Genomic DNA, 24266 nt, shown 5'->3' with positions numbered 1-24266 from the left:
TGTGGGCTGAAACCGGCGCCGGGCCGGTCCTTTTGGTGACTCTACCCGTCACACTCGCTCAAAGATACCGGCCGCCCCCTGCCCCATCCCCACGCACATCGTCACCATCCCGTATTTGAGCTGGTTGCGGCGCAGCGCATGCACCACCGTGGCCGCGCGGATCGCGCCGGTGGCGCCCAGCGGATGGCCCAGCGCAATCGCGCCACCCATGGGATTGACCTTTTCGGGGTCGAGGCCCAATGTATCGATCACGGCCAGCGACTGCGCCGCAAAGGCCTCGTTGAGCTCGAACCAGTCGATGTCCTGCTGGCGCAGGCCCGCATAGCGCAGCGCCGCGGGAATGGCCTCGATCGGGCCGATGCCCATGATCGCCGGCGGCACGCCCTTGCTGGCGAAGCTGACGAAGCGCGCCAGCGGCGTCAGGCCGAAGCGCTGGATGGCCGACTCGCTCGCCAGGATCAGCGCGCCCGCGCCATCGCTGGTCTGCGAACTGTTGCCGGCCGTCACGGTGCCGCGCGCGGCAAACACCGTGCGCAGTTTGGCCAGGCCCTCGGCGCTGGTGTCGGGACGCGGCCCTTCATCGAGCGATACCGTGCGCTGGTTCAATGCAATCCTGCCCGTGGCCAGATCCGGCGCGCGGTCGGTGACCTCGATGGGCGTGATCTCGTCGGCAAAGGCGCCCGCGGCCTGGGCCGCCAGGGCTTTTTGGTGCGAGGCCAGCGCAAACGCGTCCTGCGCCTCGCGGCTGACCTTCCATTGCTGCGCCACCTTCTCGGCCGTCAGGCCCATGCCGTAGGCGATGCCGACATCGCCATCGCGCTCGAAGATGCTCGGCGACAGGCTGGGCGCATTGCCCATCATCGGCACCATGCTCATGCTTTCCACGCCCGCGGCGATCATCACGTCGGCCTCGCCCACGCGGATGCGGTCGGCCGCCATCTGCACCGCCGACAGGCCGGAGGCACAGAAGCGGTTGACGGTGATGCCGCCGACGCTGGTCGGCAGCCCGGCCAGCACGGCCGCGATGCGCGCCACGTTCAGGCCCTGCTGCGCTTCCGGAATCGCGCAGCCGCAGACGATGTCCTCGATGGCGGCCGGATCGAGCCCCGGCACCTGGGCCAGCGCGCTCTTGAGCGTCGTCGCCAGCAGGTCGTCGGGCCGGTAGTTGCGGAAAAAGCCCTTGTGCGAGCGGCCGATGGGCGTGCGCGTCGCGGCAACGATATAGGCGTCCTGGATCTGTTTCATGTTCTTTTCCTTCAGTTCCGAAGAGGCTTGCCCGTGGAAAGCATTCCCAGGATGCGCTCCTGGCTCTTCGGGTGCGCGATCAGGCTGCAGAAGGCTTTGCGCTCGAGCCGCATCAGGTATTCCTCGCTGACCAGCGTGCCCGCATCGACGTCGCCGCCGCAGACCACCTCGGCAATCAGCGTCGCGATATGCTGGTCATGGTCGCTGATGAAGCCGCCGTCGCGCATGTTGACCAGCGAGCCGCGGATGGTGGCAATGCCGCTGCGCCCCGCCACCGGGAACAGGCGTTTATGCGGCGCGCGCCAGCCGCTGGCGGCCAGCGCGCGCGCCTCATTGAGCGCCACGAACAGCACCTCGTCCTTGTGCGCGACGATGATGTCGCTGTCGAGCAGATAGCCCAGTTGGCGCGACTCCAGCGCGCTGGTGCCGACCTTGGCCATGGCCGCGGCGGTGAAGCCCTCGGTCAGGAAGGGCAGCAGGTCCTTGCCCGTCGACGTGGCGGCATTCTCGGCCGCGCGGCGCGCGATATAGGTCAGCCCGCCCGCGCCCGGCACCAGGCCCACGCCGACTTCCACCAGGCCGATATAGCTTTCCATGTGCGCCACGCGGCGCGCGCAGTAAACGGCCAGCTCGCAGCCGCCGCCCAGCGCCATGCCGTGGATGCCGGCCACGACCGGCACCTGCGCGTAGCGCAGGCGCAGCATCAGCTGCTGCAGCTCCTGCTCGATGCTTTCCACCGCGTCGGCGCCGCCGACGACAAAGGCCGGCATCGTCGCCTGCAGGTCGGCGCCCACGCTGAAGGGCGCGTCGCCCGACCAGATCACCAGGCCCGCATACTCGGACTCGGCCAGCTTCAGCGCTTCCATCAGCCCTTCCATCACGGCCGGGCTGATCGCATGCATCTTGTTCTTGATGCTGGCGATCAGAACACGCTCGTCCCCATCATCATCCAGCGTCCACACGCGCAGCGCATCGGTCTCGCTGAGGGTGGTGCCAGCGGTCTCGAAGCCCGCGCCGGCCTCGCCCAGCAGCCGCTCGGGAAACAGCTGGCGCGCATAGACCGGCAGCTGGCGCCGCGGCACGAACTTGCGCAGCGCCGGGCTCCACGAGCCTTCGGCCGTATGCACGCCGCCGGCCTCGGCCACCGGGCCCTCGAACACCCAGGCGGGCAGCGGCGCGCGGCTCAGCGCCTTGCCCGCGTCGATGTCCTCCTGCACCATTTTCGCGACCTCGAGCCAGCCCGCCTCCTGCCATAGCTCGAAGGGCCCCTGGCGCATGCCGAAGCCCCAGCGCATGGCCAGGTCCACATCGCGCGCGCTCTCGGCAATGGATTCGAGATGCACGGCCGCGTAATGGAAGCTGTTGCGCAGGATGGCCCAGAGAAACTGCCCGGGCGCGCCCTCGGCATTGCGCAGCAGCTTCAGCCGCTCGGCCGCGGGTTTCTTCAGCATGCGCGCATAGACCTCGTCGGCCTTTTCGCCGCCGGGCACATAGTCTGCGCTTTCGAGCTCGAAGCGCAGGATGTCGCGCCCCACCTTCTTGTAGAAGCCCGCGCCGGCCTTCTGCCCCAGATGGCCCAGCTCCAGCAGCTTGCTCAGCACCGGCGGCGTGGCATAGCTGGCGTAGAACGGGTCGGTGTCGGCATCGAGGCTGCCCTGCAGCGTCTTGATCACATGCGCCATGGTGTCCAGGCCCACGACATCGGCGGTGCGGAAGGTGCCGCTGGAGGCGCGGCCGAGCTTCTTGCCGGTGAGGTCGTCGACCACGTCATAGCCCAGGCCGTAATTGCCGGCTTCGTGGATGGTGCCCAGCATGCCGGCAATGCCGATGCGGTTGGCAATGAAGTTCGGCGTGTCCCTGGCGCGCACCACGCCCTTGCCCAGCACGCTGGTGGCAAAGGCTTCGAGCTGATCGACCACGCGCGCCTCGGTGGCGGGCGTGGCGATCAGCTCCACCAGCTGCATGTAGCGCGGCGGGTTGAAGAAGTGGATGCCGCAAAAGCGCGGGCGCAGCGCTTCGGGCAGGGCCTCGCCCAGCTGCGTGATCGACAGGCCCGAAGTGTTGCTGGCCAGGATCGCATGCCTGGCGACATGCGGCGCGATCTTCTGGTACAGCTCGCTCTTCCAGTCCAGGCGCTCGGCAATGGCCTCGATGATGAGGTCGCAGCCCTTGAGCAGCTTGATGTGCTCCTCGTAGTTGGCCGGCTGGATCAGCTCGGCGTCGCCTGCCACGCCCAGCGGCGCGGGCTTGAGCTTCTTCAGATGGGCGATGGCCTTTTCGGCAATGCCGCTCTTGGAGCCTTCCTTGGCCGGGAGGTCGAAGAGGATCACCGGCACCTTGACGTTGACCAGATGGGCCGCGATCTGCGCGCCCATCACTCCGGCGCCGAGCACGGCGACTTTCTTCACAGCGAATCGTGACATCTTGGTTTCCATTGATGCGCCCGCGCGCAGGCGGGCGGAGCCTGTTTCATTGCACGCGCGACCAGGTCTGGGTGCGGCCGAAGGGGCCGACCGAGCCGCGCACATCGAGCTTGCTGCCGCCTTCGGCAGGCGTCAGGCGCAGGTTGTAGGTCTTGCCGGATTCGGGGTCGAGGATCCTGCCGCCCTCCCAGACCTCCTTGCCTTCGGCCTTCCTCGCGCCGCGGATGATTTCCAGGCCCACCATGGGCTGGTCCTTGCGTTCATCGGTGCAGGCGGTGCAGCGCGCCGCCGGGTCGGCGCCCGGGCGCAGCAGCTTCTCGATGCGCCCGCTGAGCTCGCCGCCCTGCTCGGTGATGCGGATCTCCGACTTCGGCTCGCCGGTCTTGTCGTCGACGCTCTTCCACAGGCCCACGGGCGACATCTGCGCCCAGGCGGGCGCCGTCACGGCCAGGCACACTACCGCAGCAAAAGCTTTGAACATAAGCACTTCCTGGAAAGAAAAAGCAAAGTCGGGACCGGATCGCGGGCCTCAGGCCAGCGCCGCGTCGCTGTCCATCAGCACCCGGCTGCCGGCGCGCGCGGTGCGCATCAGCGTCGCGGTTTCAGGGAACAGCTTGGCGAAGTAAAAGCGCGCGGTCTGCAGCTTGCCCAGATAGAACGGGTCGGAGTTGCCCGCCGCGATCTGGCGCAGCGCCACCTGGGCCATGCGCGCGAACAGGTAGCCGAACACCAGGTGGCCGGCCACGCGTAGATAGTCCACCGAGGCCGCGCCGACCTCATCGGGGTTCTGCATGCCCTTGAAGCCGATCTCGGTGGTGAACTTGGTCATCTGCTCGCCCAGCGTCGCGATGGGGTTGATGAATTCGGCCATCTTCTCGTTGACGCCTTCCTCCTCCACCAGCCGCGCCACCAGCTTGCCGAACTTCTTCAGGCTCGCGCCCTGGTTGCCCAGCACCTTGCGGCCCAGCAGGTCCAGCGCCTGGATGCCGTTCGTGCCCTCGTAGATCATGTTGATGCGCGCGTCGCGCACGAACTGCTCCATGCCCCATTCCCTGATGTAGCCGTGGCCACCATAGACCTGCTGGCTCAGCACGGTCGCGGCCAGGCCGTTGTCCGTGAGGAAGGCCTTGACGACGGGCGTCAGCAGCGCCACCAGCTCGGCGCTGTCCTTGCGCACCTTCTCGTCGGGATGGTGCAGTTCCTTGTCGATCAGCACGCAGCAGAAAGTGGACAGCGCCCGGCCGCCTTCGGCATAGGCCTTGGCCGTGAGCAGCATGCGGCGCACGTCGGGGTGGACGATGATCGGGTCGGCCGGCTTGTCCTTGGCCTTGGTGCCCGAGAGACTGCGCATCTGCAGCCGGTCCTTGGCATAGGCCAGTGCGTTCTGGAAGGCGATCTCGGTCAGGCCCAGCGACTGGTTGCCCACGCCCAGGCGCGCGGCATTCATCATCACGAACATCGCGGCCAGGCCCTTGTTCGGCTCGCCGACCAGCGTGCCCACCGCGCCATCGAGGTTCAGCTGGGCCGTGGCGTTGCCATGGATGCCCATCTTGTGCTCCAGCCCGCCGCAGAAGATCGGGTTGCGCGCGCCCAGGCTGCCGTCCTCGTTGACCAGGAACTTGGGCACGACGAACAGGCTGATGCCCTTGGAGCCGGCCGGCGCATCGGGCAGCCGGGCCAGCACCAGGTGCACGATGTTCTCGGCAAGGTCATGCTCGCCGGCGCTGATGAAGATCTTGTTGCCCGTGAGCTTGAAGCTGCCGTCGGCCTGGGGCTCGGCCCGGGTGCGCAGCAGGCCCAGGTCGGTGCCGCAGTGGGCTTCGGTCAAGCACATGGTGCCGGTCCATTCGCCGCTGGTCAGCTTGGGCAGGTACAGCTGCTTCTGCGCCTCGGTGCCATAGGTGTGCAGGGCCTCGTAGGCGCCATGCGACAGGCCGGGGTACATGGCCCAGGCCTGGTTGGCGCTGTTGAGCATTTCATAGAGGCACTGGTTGAGGACCATCGGCAGGCCCTGGCCGCCGTATTCCGGATCGCAGCTCAGCGCGGGCCAGCCGCCTTCCACATACCGGGCATAGGCCTGTTTGAAACCGCCGGGCGTGGCCACCTCGTGGGTGTCACGGTCCAGCCTGCAGCCCTCCTCGTCGCCGCTGGCGTTCAGCGGAAGGACCACCTCGGTGGCGAACCGTCCCGCCTCCTCGAGCACCGCGTTGATGGTGTCGGCATCGACCTCGGCGTGCCGCGGCATGGCCTGGAACTCCTGCGTGACCTCGAACACTTCATGCAGCAGGAACTGCATGTCGCGCAGGGGCGGTTGGTAGCTGGGCATGGATGGTCTCCTCTTTGGATGGTGATGTGTCTCAGGTGCCAGGCGCGCCGCAGCGCAGCAGGATGTTCTCGAAACCCTGGTGCGCGCGCTGCATCGCGCCCTGCGCGCGCAGGAATCGGGCCTCGTAATGCAGGGCCAGAATGAGCCCGTGCACTTCAAAGAGCAATTGGCTCTCGTCCGCGTCCGCGCGTAAGTCGCCATGCTCCCGGCACTGCACGATGGTGCGGCGCAGCGCCGCATGCCAGGTGCGCACCGAATCGGCCAGCGCGTCGTGCACCGGGCCGCTACGGTCGTCGAACTCGACCGCGCCGCTGATGTAGATGCAGCCCGAATCGATCTCGACCGAGGTGCGCTTCATCCACAGCTCGAACAGCGCGCGCAGCCGCGGCAGCCCGCGCGCTGCCTGCATGGCCGGATAGAACACCTCCTGTTCGAAGCGGCGGTGGTATTCGCGCACGACGGAGATCTGCAGTTCCTCGCGCGAGCCGAAATGGGCGAAGACCCCGGATTTGCTCATGCCGGTGGCCGCCGCCAGCGCGCCTATCGACAGGCCCTCGAGCCCGGCCTGCGAGGCCAGGTGCAGTGCCGCATCGAGGATATGGGCCTTGGTCTGCTGGCCCTTGTGCGGGCCGCGCGCTTCGCTGCGTGCAGTGGGCGGTTGGTCGGCAAGGGTGGAAGAAGCGGACATGGCACTCAATAAAACGAACGGTCGTACTATTTTGCGAGAAAATTTCGGCCGCGTCAGTGCAATCAAGGGTAAATCCCAGGGCAGGACCGCTAGAAAGCCTGGCGCGGCTGTGGAGTCAGAACCGCATATGCCGACCGCCAGGGCAAGGACATGGAGCGCCAGGCGCTTGGAGCATGTTGGAATTTTCCAACCCGCGGTGCTCTTGCCGTGCGGAATCCAAAAGGGAGAGCAATGAACCGACATTCAACGTATGCGAGCGCCCTCCTGGCGCTGTGTCTGTCCGCAAGTGCCTGGGGCCAATGGAGTACCGACCCTCAGCAGAACACTGCATTGACCAGCATCCCGGGCGCGGCACAGGTGCAGCCGCAGATCGCCGCCACCAGCGACGGCCACTGGTGGATCAGCTGGTTCAGCCGCAACCCGCAAAGCGCGCCACCCGGAGGCTATGGCGTCTATCTGCAGCATCTGGACGACCAAAGCAGCGCAGGGCTGGCACAGCAGGGGCTTGCCGTAGCCAAGCTCGGCCTGAGCTGGTTCGAGAACTATGGCCTCGCAACGGATGCCGAAGGCAACGCCCTGCTGGCCTTCCAGGACGACCGGTCGCACCCTCCGGCACGGCGCATCACGGCCACCAAGATCAGCCCGGAAGGCGGGTTGCTGTGGGGCTTCCAGGGTGTGGCCCCGTCCACCGCGGCCGGTGACCAGCATGCGCCGCAGATCGCGGCCCTGCCCCATGGCCAGGCCATCGTCGGCTGGACTGCGGACAAGGCCGTCCACCTGCAGAAACTCGACGCCCTGGGCCGCCCTGCCTCGCAGGCCACCGTGCTTGCCGCACCCGATGGGCAATACCAGCTGGCCGACCTGCAGGCCGCGGGCGATGGCGGCGTGCTCGTGTCTTTCGTGCGCAGCCGCGGCTTTGCAGGCGCCAGGCATCTGTATGCCAACAAGCTCGACGCGAACGGGGAACTGCTCTGGGGCGCAGAGCATGTCAAGGTGTTCGATGGCGGCTCCCTGCAGAAGGGCAACTTCCCACCCTTGCTGCCCGACGGGCGCGGCGGCGCGGTTTTCGCCTGGTACAGCGTGGCTCCACAGATGCAGGCCCATGTGCAGCATATCCAGGCGGACGGCAAGCCAGCCTTTGCACAGAACGGGGTGCCTGCTTCCAGCGACCAGATCCAGGCACGCAGCGATCCGGCGGCTGCCTACCAGCCGTCCACCGGCGAGATCACGCTGTTCTGGGCGGAATCCGGCAACGCCGCGCAGCAACGCGCGCAGGGCCTTTACGCGCAAAAATTCGATGCGCAGGGCGCACGCCAATGGGGAGACACCGGCCGCGCGATCCGACTTTCGCAGGAGCCCATCGGTAACCTGCGCAGCATTGCCGTAGCGGATGGCACGCTGGCCTTCTGGGTCGAAAGAGTATCCGGCACACCCCATGACAGCATCCAGGCCATCAAGCTCGATGCCATGGGCACGGCACTGTGCCCGCAGTTTGCCGTTTCCACGCGGACTTCCACCAAATCGCGCCTGGTCACCGGCGTATCAGGTGCCGGGCAGATGCTGCTCGCCTGGGAAGACCGGGTCGATGAGCCAGGCAGCGACATCTATCTGCAAAGCGTGCGCGCCGACTGCACGCTGCGCTGAGCGTCAGATCATCAGCGCCAGGCTCTGTTCGAGATGCTCGGTGGGCAGGCGGCGGAAACCCGAGCGCGAAAAGCGCTGCAGCCGGCCCAGGGCAAACGAGGTCAGCACGCTGGCCGCGATCTGCGCATCGACCGTCGGCTTGTCCGAGCCACGCGCGTCGGCCGCGGCGCGCAGGCACTGGCGCAGCGTGGACTCGATGCGGTCGAAGAACTGGTTCATGCGCTGCTGCAGGCGCTCGTGCTCGAACACCAGCGCATCGCCGACCATGACCCGCGCCATGCCCGGATTGCGCTCGGCGAACTGCAGCACCAGCGCGATGACGCGCGCCGCCTGGCGCGCGCCATCGCAGGCGGGCTGGTCGGTATTGAGCGCATCGCGGCCGACGATCTGCTGCACCAGCGAGAACACCGACTGCTCGACGAAATCGATCAGGCCTTCGAACATCTGCGCCTTGCTGGCGAAATGCCGGTAGAGCGCGGCCTCGCTCACCAGCAGATGCGCGGCCAGCGAAGCGGTGGTGATGCGCTCGGCACCCGGCTTCTCCAGCATGGTGGCCAGGGCCTGCAGGATCTGCTCGCGCCGCTCGCCCGGCTTGGGGCGCTTGCGCGGTGCAGGGCTCGCGGTTGTGGAGGAGGCATCGCTGTCGCCAACGCTGGCAGCAGGCACGGAAGGGGGGGACAGGACTTCAGACTCGGACATAGGCGGGTGAGGAATTTGTAAATAATTCTCTCACAGCCTCCCGCTCCCATGTCCTACTTCGTTGGACCTGAATGGCATTGACTTTTCTTGCATTTGTGGCAATACCCGTACAGGCCTCCGGGTTCAGGGCGCCGCCACGGGTTCGGGCGGGAATTCCAGCAGCACGCGCAGCCCCGCGCCGTCCGCGCCCTCGCCCAGCTGCAGCCGCGTCTGATGCAGCTGCGCGATCTCGTCGGCAATGGCCAGTCCGAGGCCCGAGCCTTCGCCGCTGGCGCCGGGCAGGCGGTAGAAGCGCTGCACGATGCGTTCGCGCTCGGCTTCGGGCACCCCCGGGCCGTCGTCCTCGACCTCCAGGAAGGCACTGCCGCCACGGACCCCGCAACGCAGCGTCACGCGCCCGCCGTCGGGGTTGTATTTGAGCGCGTTGTCGACCAGGTTGCTCAGCAGCTCGCGCAGCAGCCAGGCATGGCCCCAGACGCTGGCCGGCACGACCTCCAGGCCGAAGTCGATATCCTTGGCCGCCGCCTGCTCGAAAAACGCCTCGAGCAGGCTCTCGCACAGGTCCTTGAGGTCCACGCGCTGCAGCGGCTGGGCCTGGGCGTGGCGCGCGTCGGCGCGCGACAGCGCCAGCAGCTGGCGCGCGAGTTGCGAGGTGCGGCGCGTGGCATCGCGCAGCTGGTGGATCTGCGTGGCGCCCAGCACCAGCGTGCGCTCGCGCGGGCCGTCGGGTGCGGGCGCGGACTGGACCATCAGCGCCCAGGCCTCGACCTGCGCCTGCAGCGCCGCCAGCGGCGTGCGCAGCTGGTGCGCGGCATCGGCCACGAAGCGCCGCTGCTCCTGGGCCTGGACATCGACCAGCGCGAACAGCCGGTTGAGCGAGCGCACCAGCGGCCGCACCTCGTCGGGCGACGCGGCCTCGTCGATGGGCTGCAGGTCGCGCGGCGAGCGCCGCTCGACGGCGCCGGCCAGCGCCACCAGCGGCTCGAAGGCCTGGCGCACCGACCAGTAGATGGCCAGCCCCGCCGCCGCGATCAGCAGCACGTTGGGCAGCAGCACGCGCATCAGCAGCTGCTTCGCCCACTGCTGGCGCGCGTCCGAGCCATCGGCCAGCGCCACCACCATCTCGCCCGCGCCCGCGGTCTCCACGCGCACCACGGCCACGCGGTACATGATGCCGGCGAACTCCTGGCTGTGGAATTCCGCCGCCTTGGTGCTGGGCACCTCGACCCGGATCCAGGTATCGCCCGCGAGCACCCGGCCCTTGAGGTCGGCAATCGCGTAGCCGGCCTCGTTCTGGCGTTGGCGCAGGAACTCCTCCACCGTCGGCGGCAGCATGATCAGGGGCGGGGCCTGGTTGCTCAGCGACGGCGCCAGCACGGCCTCGGCCAGCGCCGGCAGCAGGCGCATCAGCCGCTGGTCGTGCTGGCCCGCGGCGGCTTCGGCCGAGCGGTAGGCAAACCACGCGCCCATCAGCGCCAGCACGCTCAGCGGCAGCACCAGCAGCAGCAGCAGCCGAAAGCGCAGGTTGGAGGTCATGTCAGGGCGCGCGGCGGCGCGAAAGTCATGCGGGCGCGGCCACCAGTTCCAGCCGGTAGCCGAAACCGCGGATGGAGCGCAATGCCACGCCATGCGGCTCGATCTTGCCGCGCAGCCGCGAGGCATAGACTTCGACGGCGTTCGGGGTGATTTCCTTGTCCCAGCCGGTCAGCGCCTGCAGCAGCTTGTCCTTGCTGGCGGGCTTGGGCGCATGGATCATCAGGTATTCCAGCACCGTCCACTCGCGCGGACCCAGGTCGATGGGCTGCAGGTGGCTGCCCTCGGCCGAGCCATCGCTCACGCGCGCGCCCACGCAGCGCGCCGCGGTGTCGAGCTCGAGCGGACCGAAGCTCAGCACCGCCGTGGTCGCCGCCTGCGAGCGGCGCAGCAGCGCGCGCAGCCGCGCCAGCAGCTCGGGCAGCTCGAAGGGCTTGACCATGTAGTCGTCGGCGCCCATGTCCAGCCCCTGCACCCGGTCGAGCAGCGCATCGCGCGCCGTGAGGATCAGGATCGGCATCGCGGCGCTGTCCATGCTGCTGCGGCGCAGCCGCTGGGTCAGCTCCAGGCCGCTGAGGCCCGGCAGGCCGATGTCGATCACCGCCAGGTCGAAGGATTCGCTGGCCAGCACTTCCAACGCGCGCTCGGCGCTGCCCACCCAGTCGACCGCGTAGCCGGCATCGCTCAGGCCCAGCTTGATGCCGCTGGCCACCATCACATCGTCTTCGACGAGCAGCAGCCGCATGGTGCTCAGTGGCTGCGGATCATCGTGCCGTAGGCCTGTTCGGTCAGGATCTCCAGCAGCATCGCATGCGGCACGCGGCCATCGATGATGTGCACCGCGTTCACGCCGGCCTTGGCCGCGTCGAGCGCGCCGGAAATCTTCGGCAGCATGCCGCCCGAGATCGTGCCGTCCTCGAACAGGGCGTCGATCTCGCGCGCGGTGAGGTCGGTCAGCAGCTGGCCCGACTTGTCGAGCACGCCGGGCGTGTTCGTCAGCAGCATCAGCTTTTCCGCCTGCAGCACGGTCGCCAGCTTGCTGGCCACCACGTCGGCATTGATGTTGTAGCTTTCGTTGTCCTCGCCAAAGCCGATCGGGCTGATGACCGGAATGAACGCATCGTCCTGCAGGGCCTTGACCACGCTGGGGTCGATGGCCACGATGTCGCCAACCTGGCCCAGGTCGTGCTGGATGCTCGGGTCCTTGCTGTCCGTCAGCTTGAGCTTCTGCGCGCGGATCAACCCGCCATCGCGGCCCGTGAGGCCCACTGCCTTGCCGCCGGCCTGGTTGATCAGGCCGACGATGTCCTGCTGCACCTCGCCGGCCAGCACCCATTCGACCACTTCCATGGTTTCGGCGTCGGTGACGCGCATGCCCTGGATGAACTCGCCCTTCTTGCCCAGACGGTTGAGCGCGGTCTCGATCTGCGGACCGCCGCCGTGCACCACCACCGGATTGATCCCCACCAGCTTGAGCAGCACCACGTCCTCGGCGAAGTCGGCCTGCAGGGCCGGATCGGTCATGGCGTTGCCGCCATACTTGATCACCATGGTCTTGCCATGGAACTTGCGGATGTAGGGCAGCGCCTGGGCCAGGATTTCGGCCTTGTCGCGCGGGGCAATGGAGAGAATATCGTTCATGGTGCAGGCAGGGAGGAAGTAATCAACAACAAGCGGGGCATTGTGCCGCAACTGCGGCGCCACGGCGCGCTTGCGGGGGGCGACGGCTCACTTCTGCAGCCAGCCGGGCACCTTGAAACGCACGATGGCCAGGTAGGCACAGACATAGCCAATCATAAACAGGGCGCAAAAGGCCATCAGGACCGGCGTATTGCTCCAGAACAGCACGGCGGGGAGCACCGTCAGCAGGGTGAAGGCCCAGAGATAGGGCGAGGTGCGGTTGTTGCGCATCAGCATCTGGCGCGACTCGTCGTCATGGAACACGCCCCAGACGATGCGCCGGTAGACCAGCTGGTGGAAATGCAGCGCGTCCGCCATGCCCGGCGACACGCCGCGCGCGAGCTTGCGGTACATCGAGAACACCGTCTCCCAGACCGGATAGATCAGCAGCAGCATGGGAAACCAGGGCGAGACCAGGCTGTGGCGCTGCACCAGCAGGATGCTGGAGAAAGCGATCACCACGCCCCAGATGTAGGCGCCGCCATCCCCGGCGAACAGCATGCCGCGCGGGTAGTTCCAGACCAGGAACCCGGCCGTGGCCGCCGCGGTGCTCAGCAGCAGCGCGGCCAGCGCGCGATCGCCCAGCTGCAGCGACACATGCGCCAGGGCCAGGCAGACGATGATCGCCACCATGCCCGCCAGCCCGTTGTAGCCATCGATGATGTTGAAGGCATGCGGCAGCCCGGCAATGGCCAGCAGCGCGATGCCCATGCCGATCCAGGGCCCCCAGGCCAGCAGGCCGTCGACGCCGGGCAGGTCCAGGCGCGGCACGTTCAGGCCCAGCAGCCAGATGCCCAGCACCGCGGTCAGGCCTGTCAGCAGCAGGCGCCAGCGCACCGACAGCCGCTGCGTGAGGTCTTCCGCCAGGCCGCCGAGCACCGCTGGCAGGATCGCCAGCATGAACCAGCCCACCCAGGGCTGCATGCGCAGGAACGAGGTGTCGCCGCGCAAGAGCGTCGAGACCATGCCCGCGCTCCAGCTCAGCAGCAGCGCCAGCAGCAGCGCCAGCCCGCCGATGCGCGGCACGTTGCCGCGGTGGAAGCGCTGGGGCTTGTCCTCGCCGTAGACCACGCGCAGCCGGCGCGACCAGCGCACGGTCATGCCGCCGCAAACCAGGGCGATCAAGAAGGCAGTGACGGATAACCAGACCATGGATTAGGGAACGATATGACCCAGTTGACGCAACTGACGGCGGGCCTGGGCATAGCCGGGAGAGCGCCACAGCCTCCACAGGCTCTGCACATGCCATTTGAAATGCAGCCACTGGCGGCTGCTGGCGCATTGGCCCGCATGCACGATGCGCACCGGCGCCGGCACCAGGCGCCAGCCCCGCAGCTGCACGCGCAGGCTCAGATCCACATCCTCACAGTACATGAAGAAACGCTCGTCGAAGCCTGCGACCGCATGCCAGACGGCTGTAGGCAAAACCACGCAGGCGGCGTTCACCCAGTCGCAGCGCCGTGGCTTGCCGCGCAGCAGCCGGCGCCGCAGCAGGCTCAGCGGCGTCGTCAGCTCGCGCCGGCTGTCTTGCTCGACACCGGCGGCATCGACCTGCACCGGGTAGGCAATGCCCGCGCCGGCGCCGGCCGCAGCCCGGCACAGCGCGGCCATCGCATCGCCCTCCCCGGGCAGCAACTGCACGTCGGGGTTGAGCACGCAGACGAAGCGCTCCGGCGCGCCGGCCAGCGCGCGGTTGTGGTTGGCGCCGAAGCCCAGGGGCGCGGCATTGCGCACCAGCTGCAGCGCAAACGGCCACCCTCCGGGCGGCGGCGCAAGCAGCAGGTCCGGCTCGGGGATGTTCAGGGTCAGCACCACGCGCGACACGCTGGCGCCGCAGCAGTCGGCCAGCTGGCGCAGCAGGCCCGCAACATGCTGCGCATGCCCGTGGCTGACGATGGAAACCACCAGGCCGTCCATGGCCCGGGGGCTGTCAGTGGGCGTGCTCACCATACGCCCTGCAGGAGAGCGGCCAGGCGGCCATGGTGCCGGCCTGCGCGGCTGCGGTTCATGCGAACACTTCGGCCTGCGCGAAGCCAGGCGCCACCGCATCCTTGGCGGACAGGCTGGGCGCGGCGTCGAGCGGCCAGTCGATGGCCAGCTGCGGATCGTTCCAGATGATGCTGCGCTCGGACGCCGGCGCGTAGTAGTTCGTGGTCTTGTACAGGAACTGCGCGCTGTCGCTGAGCACCACGAAGCCATGCGCGAACCCTGGCGGCACCCACAGCTGGTGGTGGTTCTCGGCGCTCAGGTGCGCACCCACCCACTGCCCGAAGGTCGGCGAGCTCCTGCGGATGTCCACGGCCACATCGAACACCGCGCCCTCCACCACGCGCACCAGCTTGCCCTGCGCATGCGGCGGCAGCTGGTAATGCAGGCCGCGCAGCACGCCGCGGCTGCTGCGGCTGTGGTTGTCCTGCACGAAATCGTAGTGCCCGCCCACGGCTTCATCGAAGCGCTGCTGGCTGAAGCTTTCGAAGAAGAAGCCGCGCTCGTCGCCGAACACCCTGGGCTCGAACAGGATGACTTCGGGAATCGCCAAGGGAGTTGCCTTCATGCGCCCACCTTTTCCTTGAGCAGGCGCAGCAGGTACTGCCCGTAGCCGTTCTTGGCCATGGCCCGGCCCAGGCTTTCGAGCTGCTGCGCGTCGATCCAGCCCTGGCGGTACGCCAGCTCTTCCGGGCAGGCCACCTTCAGGCCCTGGCGGTTTTCCAGCGTGGCGATGAACTGGCCGGCCTCCAGCAGGCTCTCGTGCGTGCCGGTATCGAGCCAGGCATAGCCGCGGCCCATGATCTCCACCTGCAGCCGGCCCTGTTCCAGGTACATGCGGTTGAGGTCGGTGATCTCCAGCTCGCCGCGCGCCGAGGGCGCCAGGCGCTTGGCCATCTCGACCACCTGCCCGTCGTAGAAATACAGCCCCGTGACCGCATAGTTGCTCTTCGGGGCCGCCGGCTTCTCCTCGAGCGACAGCACCTTGCCCGAGGCGTCGAACTCGGCCACGCCGTAGCGTTCGGGGTCGTGCACGTGGTAGGCAAAGACGCTCGCGCCTTCCTGGCGGTCGCGGGCCCGCGTCAGCAGGTGCTGGAAATCGTGGCCGTAGAAGATGTTGTCGCCCAGCACCAGCGCGCTGGGGGCGCCGTCCAGGAACTGCTCGCCGATCAGGAAGGCCTGGGCCAGCCCGTCGGGGCTGGGTTGCACCGCGTACTCCAGGCGCAGCCCCCACTGGCTGCCGTCGCCCAGCAACTGTTCGAAACGCGGCGTGTCCTGCGGCGTGCTGATGATCAGGATCTCGCGGATGCCGGCGAGCATCAGCGTGCTCAGCGGGTAATAGATCATCGGCTTGTCATAGACCGGCAGCAATTGCTTGCTGATGGCCAGTGTCGCCGGATGCAGCCGGGTGCCCGAGCCGCCGGCCAGGATGATGCCTTTGCGTTGTGTCATGGGATTTTCTAGAGAGTTTCTTGGAGCATGCGGACCACCCCCTGCCACCAGTCGGGCAGTTGCAGGCCGAAGCGCGACTGCAGCCGGGTGGTGTCCAGGCGCGAGTTCAGCGGGCGCCGGGCCGGGGTCGGGAAGGCGCTGGTCGGCACGGGCGCGATCTCCGTGGCGCGGATCGGCAGTTCGGGGCGCAGGCCGCGCGCGGTCTCGATCACGAACTGGGCGTAGGCATGCCAGCAGGTCTCGCCGGACGCCACCAGGTGGTACAGGCCCAGGTCCTGCGGCGCCTGGCCCACATGCCGGATGGCATGCGCCGTGACATCGGCAATCAGGTCGGCGCCCGTCGGTGCGCCCCATTGGTCGTCGATCACCGTGAGGCGCTCGCGCTCCTGCGCCAGGCGCAGCATGGTCTTGGCGAAGTTGCCGCCACGCGCCGCGTAGACCCAGCTGGTGCGGAAGATCAGATGCCTGCACCCGCTTTCGGCGATGGCATGTTCGCCCTCAAGCTTGGTGCGGCCATAGACCGACAGCGGCGCCGTGGCTGCATCTTCCGCGCGCGCGGCGCTGCCGCTGCCGTCGAACACGTAGTCGGTGCTGTAGTGCACCAGCAGCGCGCCCAGCGCGGAGGCTTCGCGCGCCAGCAGCGCGGGCGTGGCGGCGTTGAGCAGCCGCGCGCGTTCGGGTTCGGCCTCGGCCTTGTCCACTGCCGTGTGCGCGGCGGCATTGACGATGACATCCGGGCGCAGCGCGCGCACGCTGCGCGCCACGCCTTCGGGGTCGTTGAAATCGGCGGCCTCGCGGCCCAGGGGAACGACCTCGCCCAGCACCGCCAGGCTGCGCTGCAGCTCCCAGCCGACCTGGCCCGTGGGGCCCAGCAGAGCGATCCTCATGCGCTGGCGTATTGGGTCTGCACCCAATCCCGGTAAGCGCCGCTTTGCACCTGGGCCACCCACTCCGGGTTCTCCAGATACCACTGCACGGTCTTGCGAATTCCCGTCTCGAAGCTTTCGGCGGGCTTCCAGCCCAGCTCGCGCTCGAGCTTGCGCGCGTCGATGGCGTAGCGGCGGTCGTGGCCCGGGCGGTCCTTCACATAGGTGATCTGCCGCGCGTAGCTCTGGCCGTCGGCGCGCGGGCGCAGCTCGTCGAGCAGGTTGCAGACCGTGTTGACGATCTCGACATTGGGCTTCTCGTTCCAGCCGCCGACGTTGTAGGTCTCGCCGAGCTGGCCGGCTTCGAGCACGCGGCGGATGGCGCTGCAGTGGTCCTTGACATAGAGCCAGTCGCGCACCTGCATGCCGTCGCCGTAGATCGGCAGCGGCTTGCCGGCCAGCGCGTTGACGATCATCAGCGGAATGAGCTTCTCGGGGAAATGCAGCGGGCCGTAGTTGTTGCTGCAGTTGGTGGTCAGCACCGGCAGCCCGTAGGTGTGGTGCCAGGCGCGCACCAGGTGATCGCTGGCGGCCTTGCTGGCGGAATAGGGGCTGTTGGGTTCGTAGAGATGGTCTTCGGTGAAGGCCGGCGCCTGCGCGTCGAGCGAACCGTAGACCTCGTCGGTGGAGACATGCAGGAAGCGAAAGCCCTGCTTGTCTTCGGCCGGCAATGCATTCCAGTAGCCACGCACGGCCTCGAGCAGGCGGAAGGTGCCGACGACATTGGTCTGGATGAAATCCTCGGGCCCGTGGATCGACCGGTCGACATGGCTTTCGGCCGCGAAATTGAGCACCGCGCGCGGACGGTGCTGCTCCAGCAGCTGCGACAGCAGCGCGCTGTCGCCGATGTCCCCCTGCACGAACACATGGCGCGCATCGCCTTCGAGGCTGGCGAGGTTGTGCAGGTTGCCGGCATAGGTCAGCTTGTCGAGATTGACGACGGGCTCGTCGTGGGCCGCAAGCCAGTCGAGTACGAAATTGGCACCGATAAAGCCTGCGCCGCCTGTGACCAGAATCATGGGAAATGTAATTGATGCCTTGCGGCGGAGCCGGAAATTATCGCATCCACCCTTGCGCTGAAGTTACAAGAGCGGTCACGGACGGTAATGTGTGCAGCGCAATGCATCGCCATTGGGCAACGCCACCGTGGACGATGATCCGGTGGCAGGACTGCGGAAAACACAATCAATTACATTCTGGCGCAACCAGGAGTTACCGGATGTCGGCAAAACGCTGAAATGTATCGGTTTGCGCCGGATTGTCCGCGCCTTCAGGCGCGCCAGCGCTGGCCGGCAATGACCAGCAGGCCATCGAAGATCAGGTTGTCGATCAACTCGAACGGCCGCGTCATGCTGGGCGCCATCTTCCAGCCCGCGCCGCCGGCCATGATGCAGGCCGGCGCCTCGCCGCAGCGTGCATCGAGGTGCTGGTAGATGCGCTCGACGGCGCCGGCAATCGCATAGGTGCCGCCGCTGGTCAGCGCATCGCTGGTGTTGGTCGGGAACAGCGTGACCTCGCCGGTCGGCACGTGCAGCCCGGCGGTGCCGGTTTCCAGCGCGCGCAGCATGATGCCGTGGCCCGGCAGGATCAGGCCGCCGAGAAAATGGCCGCTGGCGTCCAGCGCGTCGACGGTCACCGCGGTGCCGACCATGACCACCACCAGCGGCCGGGGCCGGCCCTGGCGCAGCACCTGGTGACGCGCGCCGATCATCGCCACCCAGCGGTCGGCGCCCAGGCGCGTGGGGTGGTCGTAGCCATTGGTCACACCGGCCTCGCCGGCCGAAGGCACCACCCACTGCGCCGCGACATCCCAGTGCGCCATCTGCTCGATCTGCTGCTGCACGCGGCGCATGACGGCATCGCCCGCGACCACGCAGCCCAGCATGCGATCGGGCGCGGGCAGGCCCGCCCAGCCGGTTTCCGCCAGCTGGTCAATGTGCTCCAGGAATTCGGCGCCATGCGCCAGCAGGGTGGCGCCAGGGTGCGCCGCGTCGTACATCGCCCACTTGAGACGGGTGTTGCCAACGTCGATGGCCAGGAATGTCATCCGCCGAATTATCCGGGTTTCCTCGCTGCCTGCGGGCGATATGTTGCGCTCGCGGGGCATATGCGGACAGGTTGTTATCCGACGCGGAGCTTCAGGAAGCGGGGCTAGAGTGAAGGTTCTTTGCTTTTACAGGAGTCATCCATGGGTCTTTTCAACTTCATCAAGGAAGCCGGCGAGAAACTTTTTGGCGGCAAGGAAGCCCAGGCGGCAGCGCCGGCCGCAGGCGCCGCGCCCACTCCGGGCGCATCGCAGCAGGACCTGAACCTCAAGGCGGCCAGCGCCATCGAAGCCTACATCGCCACCCAGAAGCTGGGCGCCAGCAACCTCAAGGTGACTTTCGACGGCACCCAGGGCAAGGTCACCGTCACGGGCGACGCCCCGAACCAGGCCGCCAAGGAAAAGATCACGCTGTGCTGCGGCAACGTCGCCAACGTGACCTCGGTCGACAACCAGATGAACGTGACCAACCCCGAACCCGAAGCGCAATACCACGACGTGGTGCGCGGCGATACGCTGTCGGCCATTGCCAAGAAATATTATGGCGACGCCAACAAGTACCCCGTGATCTTCGAGGCCAACAAGCCGATGCTGACGCATCCGGACAAGATCTACCCGGGCCAGAAGCTGCGCATTCCTGCACAATAAACTTCGGTATGCATTGAAAAACGGGCCTCGGGGCCCGTTTTCACGTCGTGTCGCTCATTGCCGCCAGGGCAGCCCCGCGCGGCGCCAGCCCCCCAGCTTGCCGCGCTGGCCGTTCTCGTCGGCATCGCCCTCGAAACCTTCCAGGATGTTGTAGGCCTCCAGGCCCAGCGCCGCCGCGCGCTGTGCCGCCGCCACCGAGCGCACGCCGCTGCGGCACAGCAGCACCACCTTCATGCCCTCGGGCACCGCCGCACGCAGCTGCGCGTCGAAATCGGCATTCGCCGCCATGCCCGGCCATTGCTTCCAGGCCACGGGCACCGCGCCCGGCACCCGCCCCACCCATTCGCGCTCGGCATCGGTGCGCACGTCGACCAGCACCGCCTGGCCCTGCTGCACCCATTGCCAGGCCAGCGGCGCGGGCAGATCGCCGGCATAGCCCTGGGCGGGGCGCACGGCGCCGGCCGTCGAAGAATCGGAAATCTTTGGATCAGTCATGGTGCCAAGTCTCGCAGAACCCGGCCCGGGCCGCCAGCCAGGCCCCACGCGCCGTCATTCATCGCCATCGTCCCAGGCCGGGGCCGCCTGATCGCGCAGCCGCTGGCGCAGCGCGCGGTAGTCGGGCAGCACGCTGCCCACCGTGGCCCAGAAGCGCGGGCTGTGGTCCATGTGCCGCAGGTGCGACAGCTCGTGCACCACGACGTAATCGATGATCTCGGGCGCGTAGTGCAGCAGGCGCCAGTTCAGCCGGATGGAGCCGTCGCTGCGCGCGCTGCCCCAGCGCGTGCGCGCGCTCGACAGGCCCAGGCTGCGCCACTGCACGCCGAGCAGCGGCGCGAAATGTTCCAGGCGCGCGGTGAAGTCCCGGCGTGCCTCCTGCAGCCACCAGGCATGCACGCGGCGGCGGATCTGCCCGGGCGGCGCATCGGCGGCCAGCGCCAGCTGCAGCACGCCATCGGGCCGCAGCTGCGCCGCGGTGCGCGCCGGCAGCGGCGCCGCCAGCTGCAGCGCCAGCGAGGCGCCCAGATAGGGCAGCGCGGTCTGCGCCCCCCACTGCAGGCGCGCGCCCTGCTGCTCCAGCCCGCGCTGGCGCTGCTCGGCCAGCTTGCGCAGGATCCAGTCCGCCTTGCCCTGCAGCACCTGCTGCACCGCGGCCAGGCTGGTGCCCAGCGGCGCGCGCACCTGCAGGCCCTCGATGCGCACCGTCATGCCGATGCTGCGCCGGCGGCTGCGTTCGAGCCGGTAACCGACGGGAATGCCCGACAGCAGCAGGTGCTGATTGGCCAGGGGATGCACGAATGCGGGCGGCGCCACCGGCTCCACCGGTGCGCGCGGCGGCTCCAGCAGCAGCGCCAAGGGTACGGATGCGGGTGCCGGCACCGGAGCGGCCGGCGCGCGGCGCCCGCGCTTGACGAGCCGGCCGTCGACCAGCGGCACCTCGGGCGGCGCCAGCCACTCCCAGGCACGCTGCAGCACGCCGGTCATGTGCAGCTCAACGCGCGTAGGCCTCGGGATCGAGGCGCTGCATCTCGCCCTCGATCCAGGCTTCGACTTCGAGCATCAGCTCGTCGTGCTTGCGGCCGGTGGTCGCGATCTGCGGGCCCACGCTCACGTCAACCACCCCCGGGCGCTTGATGAAGGCCTTGCGCGGCCAGCATTTGGCCGAGGTCACGGCCACCGGCACCACCGGCACGCCGGCCATGATCGCCAGGCGCGTCGCACCGGACTTGTAGCTGCCCTTCTCGCCGCGCGGCACGCGCGTGCCCTCGGGGAACATGATGACCCAGGTGCCCTGGGCCAGCAGGCGCTTGCCCTGCTCCACCACCTTGTGGAAGGCGCGCGAGCCATCGGAGCGGTTGATGTGGATCATGTCCAGGCTGCCGATGGACCAGCCGAAGAACGGCACCCGCAGCAGCTCCTTCTTGAACACATAGGCCAGCGGGCGCGGCATGATGGCCGGCATCAGGAAGGTCTCGTAAGTGGACTGGTGCTTGACCAGCAGCACCACGCCCTGCCGCGGATCGGCCGGCAGATGCTCCATGCCCTGCACCCGGTAGCGCACGCCCATGAACCAGCCGGCGCTGTCCACGCTCAGCTTGAGCCAGGCACGCGCGATGCGGTAGCGCGTGCGCGCCGAGGCGCCGAACAGCCGCGCCACGAGGATGGTCAGCGTGTACGGAATGCAGGTCACAGCCATCCAGAGCATGTGAATCACGGAGCGGATCAGTGGCATGGCGAAATCGGTTCCAACAATGAAAGGACGGTGCGCGGCATCAGGCCGGCGGCGGCAGGTCGTCCTGCGGCAGCAGGCTGGCGACGAGTTGCCCGAGGCTCGCATGCGCGCGCACCTGCGGCGGGAATTCGGCGGGCAGCGGCTGGCCGGCCTGCAGCGTGGCCGCGGTCTGCTCGCACACCAGATGCAGATGGGCGCCCAGCTGCGCGCCGGCCTGCAGATGGTCGGCACTGCTGCCGATCACCCAGGTTTCATGCGGCTCGGCCCCATAGCGCTCGCCGATCTGCCGCAGCAGCCCGGGCGCGGGCTGGCGGCAGCCGCAGCCTTCCTCCGGCCCATGCGGGCAGTAGAACACCGCCTCGATGCGCGCGCCGACCGCGCCCAGCGCGCGGTGCATGCTGGCGTGCAGCGCATTGAGCTCGGCCATGCCCAGCTCGCCCAGCGCCAGCCCGGGCTGGTTGGTGGCCAGCACCACATGCCAGCCCGCGCGGTTGAGCCGCGCCACGGCTTCCAGCGCGCCGGGCAGCGCGGCCCAGCCAGCGTCCGCGGGGCCCGCCGTGCCCAGCGTGCCGTCACGGTCGAGAATGGCAAGCTTCATGCGCGGGGGCTCAGCTGGCGAGGCGCGACAGGTCGGCCACGCGGTTCATGGCTTCGTGCAGCGTCGCCAGCAGGCCCAGGCGGTTGGCCTTGAGCGCCGGGTCGTCGGCATTGACCATGACCTGGTCGAAGAAGGCATCGACGGGCGCGCGCAGCACCGCCAGCGTCTGCAGGCTGGCGGTGTAGTCGCCCTCGGCGAACTGCGCATCGGCGCGCGGCACGCTGGTCTGCAGCGCCTGGTACAGGTCCTTTTCCACGGTTTCAAGCAGGCGGCCGGCATCGACCTGCGCCTGCACCGCGCCTTCGGCCTTCTTCAGGATGTTGCCCACGCGCTTGTTGGCCGCGGCCAGCGCCGGCGCCTCGGGCAGCGCGGCAAACGCGCGCACCGCGTCGAGGCGCTTTTGCACTTCCGCCAGGCGCTGCGGGCGCAGCGCCAGCACCGCATCGACCTGCTGGGCGCTGAAGCCCTGCTCGCGCAGATTGCCGGCCAGGCGGTCGTAGATGAAGTCGGCCAGCGCCGGCGTGGCGTCGGCGATCCTGTCGCCGAACGCCGGGGTGGCGCTCACCAGCAGGGTCTCGAGGTCCAGCGGCAGGTCCTTCTCGACCAGCATGCGCACCACGCCCAGCGCATGGCGGCGCAGCGCGAAGGGATCGCGGTCGCCGGTGGGCAGGTTGCCGATGCCGAACATGCCGACCAGTGTCTCCAGCTTGTCGGCCAGCGCCACGACCACGCCGACGTCATTGCGCGGCAGCTCGTCGCCGGCGAAGCGCGGCTTGTAATGGTCTTCGATCGCGTCGGCCACCGCCTGGTCCAGACCATCGTTGAGCGCGTAGTAGCGGCCCATGGTGCCCTGGAGTTCGGGGAATTCGCCGACCATGTCGGTCACCAGATCGGTCTTCGCCAGCTGCGCCGCCAGGTCCGCCTGGCGCGCCAGGGCGCTGTCGCCCAGCTGCTGGGCAATGGACTTGGCAATGGCGCGCACGCGCTCGACGCGCTCGCCCTGGGTGCCGAGCTTGTTGTGGTAGACCACCTTGCCCAGGCCCTCGACGCGCGAGGCCAGGGTCTTCTTGCGGTCCTGGTCGAAGAAGAACTTGGCATCGGCCAGGCGCGGGCGCACGACGCGCTCGTTACCGCCAATGACGGCGCTGGCATCGGCCGGGCTGATGTTGCTCACCACCAGGAACTGGTGCGTCAGCCTGCCGTCGGCGGCCAGCAGCGGGAAGTACTTCTGGTTGGCCTTCATGGTCAGGATCAGGCACTCCTGCGGCACGCCCAGGAATTCCTGTTCGAACTCGCAGATCAGCACATGCGGGCGCTCGACCAAAGCCGTGACTTCGTCGAGCAGCGCCTCGTCTTCGATCGGGCGCACGCCGCCGCCGACCAGCGCGGCCGCGGCCTGCAGCTGGCGCGCGATCTCGGCGCGGCGCTCGGCGAAGCTGGCAATGACCGCGCCCTGCTCGGCCAGTTGCTGCGCATAGCTGTCGGCGCTCTCGACGACCACCGGGTCGACGCTGGCCTCGAAGCGGTGGCCGTGGGTGGCGGCGCCGGCCGTCAGGCCCAGCGCCTTGACGCCGACCAGCACCTGCGTGCCGTGCAGCGCGACCAGCCCGTGGGCCGGGCGCACGAAGTGCACGCTGCTCCAGCCGTCCTGCAGCTGGTAGCGCATGACCTTGGGGATGGGCAGTTTGGCAATGGCTTCGTCCAGCGCCTTCTGCAGGCCGTCCGTGAGCTGCGCGCCGCGCGCCGTGCTCTCGAAATACAGCACCTCGGCCTTGCCGTCATGCACGCGCTGCAGGCCGGACACGGCCGCGGCGTCGGCGCCCAGCGCCGCGAGCTTCTTGAGCAGTGCGGGCGTGGCCTGGCCGTCGGCCGTCAGGCCCACGGTGGCGGGCATGAGCTTTTGCGACACGGCCTTGTCGGCCGCCTGCGGGGCGACCTCGGTGATGTGCGCGGCCAGGCGGCGCGGCGAGGCGTAAGCCGTCAGGCGCGAGCCAGCGCTGGTCAGGCCCTGGGCCGCCAACTGCTCGAACAGCACGCCGGCAAAGGCGTCGCCGAGCTTTTGCAGCACCTTCGGGGGCAGTTCTTCGACAAACAGTTCAACGAGAAGATTCGGATGGTTCATGGTGATGTCTCTGTCGCAACGC

The 24266-nt window shown here is 68.3% G+C and carries 23 protein-coding genes; 2 read left to right on the top strand and 21 right to left on the bottom strand.

The genetic code is table 11. From position 1 onward, the window contains the following. Positions 1 to 48 precede the first annotated feature (48 nt). Genes M9799_RS10445 through M9799_RS10425 form a run of 5 tightly spaced genes read right to left on the bottom strand, consistent with a single transcriptional unit; the run spans position 49 to position 6682 of the window. Positions 49 to 1245 (bottom strand): acetyl-CoA C-acyltransferase, encoded by a 1197-nt coding sequence (locus M9799_RS10445; RefSeq protein ID WP_231041617.1) that lies wholly within the window; start codon positions 1243 to 1245, stop codon positions 49 to 51. Positions 1246 to 1256: 11 nt separating this feature from the next. Further along, positions 1257 to 3668 (bottom strand): 3-hydroxyacyl-CoA dehydrogenase/enoyl-CoA hydratase family protein, encoded by a 2412-nt coding sequence (locus M9799_RS10440; RefSeq protein WP_231041616.1) that lies wholly within the window; start codon positions 3666 to 3668, stop codon positions 1257 to 1259. Between the two features lie 46 nt (positions 3669 to 3714). Further along, positions 3715 to 4149, bottom strand: coding sequence for a DUF2147 domain-containing protein (locus tag M9799_RS10435; protein ID WP_231041615.1), 435 nt, complete (start codon positions 4147 to 4149; stop codon positions 3715 to 3717). 48 nt (positions 4150 to 4197) lie between these two features. Further along, positions 4198 to 5994 (bottom strand): acyl-CoA dehydrogenase C-terminal domain-containing protein, encoded by a 1797-nt coding sequence (locus tag M9799_RS10430; protein ID WP_231041614.1) that lies wholly within the window; start codon positions 5992 to 5994, stop codon positions 4198 to 4200. A gap of 31 nt (positions 5995 to 6025) precedes the next feature. Continuing rightward, the gene (locus tag M9799_RS10425; RefSeq protein WP_231041613.1) at positions 6026 to 6682 is read right to left on the bottom strand and encodes a TetR/AcrR family transcriptional regulator; all 657 of its coding nucleotides are present in this window, start codon (positions 6680 to 6682) and stop codon (positions 6026 to 6028) included. A gap of 330 nt (positions 6683 to 7012) precedes the next feature. Between M9799_RS10425 and M9799_RS10420 the strand changes: the two genes are divergently transcribed. Beyond that, entirely contained in the window at positions 7013 to 8326 is a 1314-nt protein-coding gene (locus tag M9799_RS10420) for a hypothetical protein (RefSeq protein WP_231041612.1), read from the top strand. Positions 8327 to 8329: 3 nt separating this feature from the next. Here the strand turns inward: M9799_RS10420 and slmA are convergent, their stop codons facing one another. The 11 genes from slmA to M9799_RS10365 form a co-directional block, all read right to left on the bottom strand. Further along, entirely contained in the window at positions 8330 to 9025 is a 696-nt protein-coding gene (slmA, locus tag M9799_RS10415) for a nucleoid occlusion factor SlmA (protein WP_231041611.1), read from the bottom strand. Between the two features lie 123 nt (positions 9026 to 9148). After that, a complete protein-coding gene (locus M9799_RS10410) occupies positions 9149 to 10561 on the bottom strand; it encodes a sensor histidine kinase (RefSeq protein WP_231041610.1) in 1413 nt (470 codons plus the stop codon). 25 nt (positions 10562 to 10586) lie between these two features. Further along, positions 10587 to 11303 carry a response regulator transcription factor gene (locus M9799_RS10405; protein ID WP_231041609.1) on the bottom strand — a complete coding sequence of 239 codons (717 nt, stop codon included), beginning with the start codon at positions 11301 to 11303 and terminating at the stop codon, positions 10587 to 10589. A gap of 5 nt (positions 11304 to 11308) precedes the next feature. Beyond that, on the bottom strand, positions 11309 to 12199 hold the full coding sequence (argB, locus tag M9799_RS10400; RefSeq protein ID WP_231041608.1) for an acetylglutamate kinase: 891 nt from the start codon (positions 12197 to 12199) through the stop codon (positions 11309 to 11311). 87 nt (positions 12200 to 12286) lie between these two features. Next, on the bottom strand, positions 12287 to 13390 hold the full coding sequence (locus M9799_RS10395) for an MraY family glycosyltransferase (protein WP_231041607.1): 1104 nt from the start codon (positions 13388 to 13390) through the stop codon (positions 12287 to 12289). A 3-nt stretch (positions 13391 to 13393) separates the two neighbouring features. Further along, positions 13394 to 14185, bottom strand: a complete 792-nt coding sequence (locus M9799_RS10390; protein ID WP_318530279.1) for a glycosyltransferase family protein — start codon at positions 14183 to 14185, stop codon at positions 13394 to 13396. A gap of 58 nt (positions 14186 to 14243) precedes the next feature. Further along, positions 14244 to 14792 (bottom strand): dTDP-4-dehydrorhamnose 3,5-epimerase, encoded by a 549-nt coding sequence (rfbC, locus tag M9799_RS10385; protein WP_231041606.1) that lies wholly within the window; start codon positions 14790 to 14792, stop codon positions 14244 to 14246. Continuing rightward, positions 14789 to 15676: a glucose-1-phosphate thymidylyltransferase RfbA gene (gene rfbA / locus M9799_RS10380; RefSeq protein ID WP_231041605.1), complete on the bottom strand. Its 888-nt coding sequence runs from the start codon at positions 15674 to 15676 to the stop codon at positions 14789 to 14791. Before rfbA ends, rfbC begins: the two co-directional genes overlap by 4 nt. Before the next feature lie 8 nt (positions 15677 to 15684). Continuing rightward, positions 15685 to 16563 (bottom strand): dTDP-4-dehydrorhamnose reductase, encoded by an 879-nt coding sequence (gene rfbD / locus M9799_RS10375; RefSeq protein WP_231041604.1) that lies wholly within the window; start codon positions 16561 to 16563, stop codon positions 15685 to 15687. Then, positions 16560 to 17621 (bottom strand): dTDP-glucose 4,6-dehydratase, encoded by a 1062-nt coding sequence (gene rfbB / locus M9799_RS10370; protein ID WP_231041603.1) that lies wholly within the window; start codon positions 17619 to 17621, stop codon positions 16560 to 16562. Before rfbB ends, rfbD begins: the two co-directional genes overlap by 4 nt. 251 nt (positions 17622 to 17872) lie before the next feature. Then, positions 17873 to 18649, bottom strand: coding sequence for a type III pantothenate kinase (locus M9799_RS10365; RefSeq protein WP_231041602.1), 777 nt, complete (start codon positions 18647 to 18649; stop codon positions 17873 to 17875). 141 nt (positions 18650 to 18790) lie between these two features. Here M9799_RS10365 and lysM point away from each other — a divergent pair, with 141 nt between their 5' ends. Further along, positions 18791 to 19294 (top strand): peptidoglycan-binding protein LysM, encoded by a 504-nt coding sequence (gene lysM / locus M9799_RS10360; RefSeq protein ID WP_231041601.1) that lies wholly within the window; start codon positions 18791 to 18793, stop codon positions 19292 to 19294. A 54-nt stretch (positions 19295 to 19348) separates the two neighbouring features. Here lysM and M9799_RS10355 read toward each other — a convergent pair whose 3' ends face one another. Genes M9799_RS10355 through glyS form a run of 5 tightly spaced genes read right to left on the bottom strand, consistent with a single transcriptional unit; the run spans position 19349 to position 24244 of the window. Continuing rightward, positions 19349 to 19789, bottom strand: a complete 441-nt coding sequence (locus M9799_RS10355; RefSeq protein ID WP_231041600.1) for a rhodanese-like domain-containing protein — start codon at positions 19787 to 19789, stop codon at positions 19349 to 19351. A 54-nt stretch (positions 19790 to 19843) separates the two neighbouring features. Next, positions 19844 to 20776, bottom strand: a complete 933-nt coding sequence (locus tag M9799_RS10350; protein WP_231041599.1) for a M48 family metallopeptidase — start codon at positions 20774 to 20776, stop codon at positions 19844 to 19846. A 7-nt stretch (positions 20777 to 20783) separates the two neighbouring features. Next, positions 20784 to 21524: a lysophospholipid acyltransferase family protein gene (locus M9799_RS10345; protein WP_231041598.1), complete on the bottom strand. Its 741-nt coding sequence runs from the start codon at positions 21522 to 21524 to the stop codon at positions 20784 to 20786. 40 nt (positions 21525 to 21564) lie between these two features. After that, on the bottom strand, positions 21565 to 22122 hold the full coding sequence (locus tag M9799_RS10340; RefSeq protein ID WP_231041597.1) for a D-glycero-alpha-D-manno-heptose-1,7-bisphosphate 7-phosphatase: 558 nt from the start codon (positions 22120 to 22122) through the stop codon (positions 21565 to 21567). Between the two features lie 10 nt (positions 22123 to 22132). Next, positions 22133 to 24244, bottom strand: coding sequence for a glycine--tRNA ligase subunit beta (glyS, locus tag M9799_RS10335; protein ID WP_231041596.1), 2112 nt, complete (start codon positions 24242 to 24244; stop codon positions 22133 to 22135). Between the last annotated feature and the right edge of the window lie 22 nt (positions 24245 to 24266).

This window comes from Comamonas endophytica, assembly GCF_023634805.2.
GTDB classification, from domain to species: domain Bacteria; phylum Pseudomonadota; class Gammaproteobacteria; order Burkholderiales; family Burkholderiaceae_C; genus Comamonas; species Comamonas endophytica.
The sequence above is the reverse complement of the archived record's forward strand: the minus strand, read 5'-3'. Positions and strand labels throughout refer to the sequence as shown.

Bases quoted from the DNA above. Each gene is read 5' to 3' on its own strand.
- M9799_RS10445 (WP_231041617.1), bottom strand. From the start codon at position 1,245: ATGAAACAGATCCAGGACGCCTATATCGTTGCCGCGACGCGCACGCCC.
- M9799_RS10440 (WP_231041616.1), bottom strand. From the start codon at position 3,668: ATGTCACGATTCGCTGTGAAGAAAGTCGCCGTGCTCGGCGCCGGAGTG.
- M9799_RS10435 (WP_231041615.1), bottom strand. From the start codon at position 4,149: ATGTTCAAAGCTTTTGCTGCGGTAGTGTGCCTGGCCGTGACGGCGCCC.
- M9799_RS10430 (WP_231041614.1), bottom strand. From the start codon at position 5,994: ATGCCCAGCTACCAACCGCCCCTGCGCGACATGCAGTTCCTGCTGCAT.
- M9799_RS10425 (WP_231041613.1), bottom strand. From the start codon at position 6,682: ATGTCCGCTTCTTCCACCCTTGCCGACCAACCGCCCACTGCACGCAGC.
- slmA (WP_231041611.1), bottom strand. From the start codon at position 9,025: ATGTCCGAGTCTGAAGTCCTGTCCCCCCCTTCCGTGCCTGCTGCCAGC.
- M9799_RS10410 (WP_231041610.1), bottom strand. From the start codon at position 10,561: ATGACCTCCAACCTGCGCTTTCGGCTGCTGCTGCTGCTGGTGCTGCCG.
- M9799_RS10405 (WP_231041609.1), bottom strand. From the start codon at position 11,303: ATGCGGCTGCTGCTCGTCGAAGACGATGTGATGGTGGCCAGCGGCATC.
- argB (WP_231041608.1), bottom strand. From the start codon at position 12,199: ATGAACGATATTCTCTCCATTGCCCCGCGCGACAAGGCCGAAATCCTG.
- M9799_RS10395 (WP_231041607.1), bottom strand. From the start codon at position 13,390: ATGGTCTGGTTATCCGTCACTGCCTTCTTGATCGCCCTGGTTTGCGGC.
- rfbC (WP_231041606.1), bottom strand. From the start codon at position 14,792: ATGAAGGCAACTCCCTTGGCGATTCCCGAAGTCATCCTGTTCGAGCCC.
- rfbA (WP_231041605.1), bottom strand. From the start codon at position 15,676: ATGACACAACGCAAAGGCATCATCCTGGCCGGCGGCTCGGGCACCCGG.
- rfbD (WP_231041604.1), bottom strand. From the start codon at position 16,563: ATGAGGATCGCTCTGCTGGGCCCCACGGGCCAGGTCGGCTGGGAGCTG.
- rfbB (WP_231041603.1), bottom strand. From the start codon at position 17,621: ATGATTCTGGTCACAGGCGGCGCAGGCTTTATCGGTGCCAATTTCGTA.
- M9799_RS10365 (WP_231041602.1), bottom strand. From the start codon at position 18,649: ATGACATTCCTGGCCATCGACGTTGGCAACACCCGTCTCAAGTGGGCG.
- lysM (WP_231041601.1), top strand. From the start codon at position 18,791: ATGGGTCTTTTCAACTTCATCAAGGAAGCCGGCGAGAAACTTTTTGGC.
- M9799_RS10355 (WP_231041600.1), bottom strand. From the start codon at position 19,789: ATGACTGATCCAAAGATTTCCGATTCTTCGACGGCCGGCGCCGTGCGC.
- M9799_RS10350 (WP_231041599.1), bottom strand. From the start codon at position 20,776: ATGACCGGCGTGCTGCAGCGTGCCTGGGAGTGGCTGGCGCCGCCCGAG.
- M9799_RS10345 (WP_231041598.1), bottom strand. From the start codon at position 21,524: ATGCCACTGATCCGCTCCGTGATTCACATGCTCTGGATGGCTGTGACC.
- M9799_RS10340 (WP_231041597.1), bottom strand. From the start codon at position 22,122: ATGAAGCTTGCCATTCTCGACCGTGACGGCACGCTGGGCACGGCGGGC.
- glyS (WP_231041596.1), bottom strand. From the start codon at position 24,244: ATGAACCATCCGAATCTTCTCGTTGAACTGTTTGTCGAAGAACTGCCC.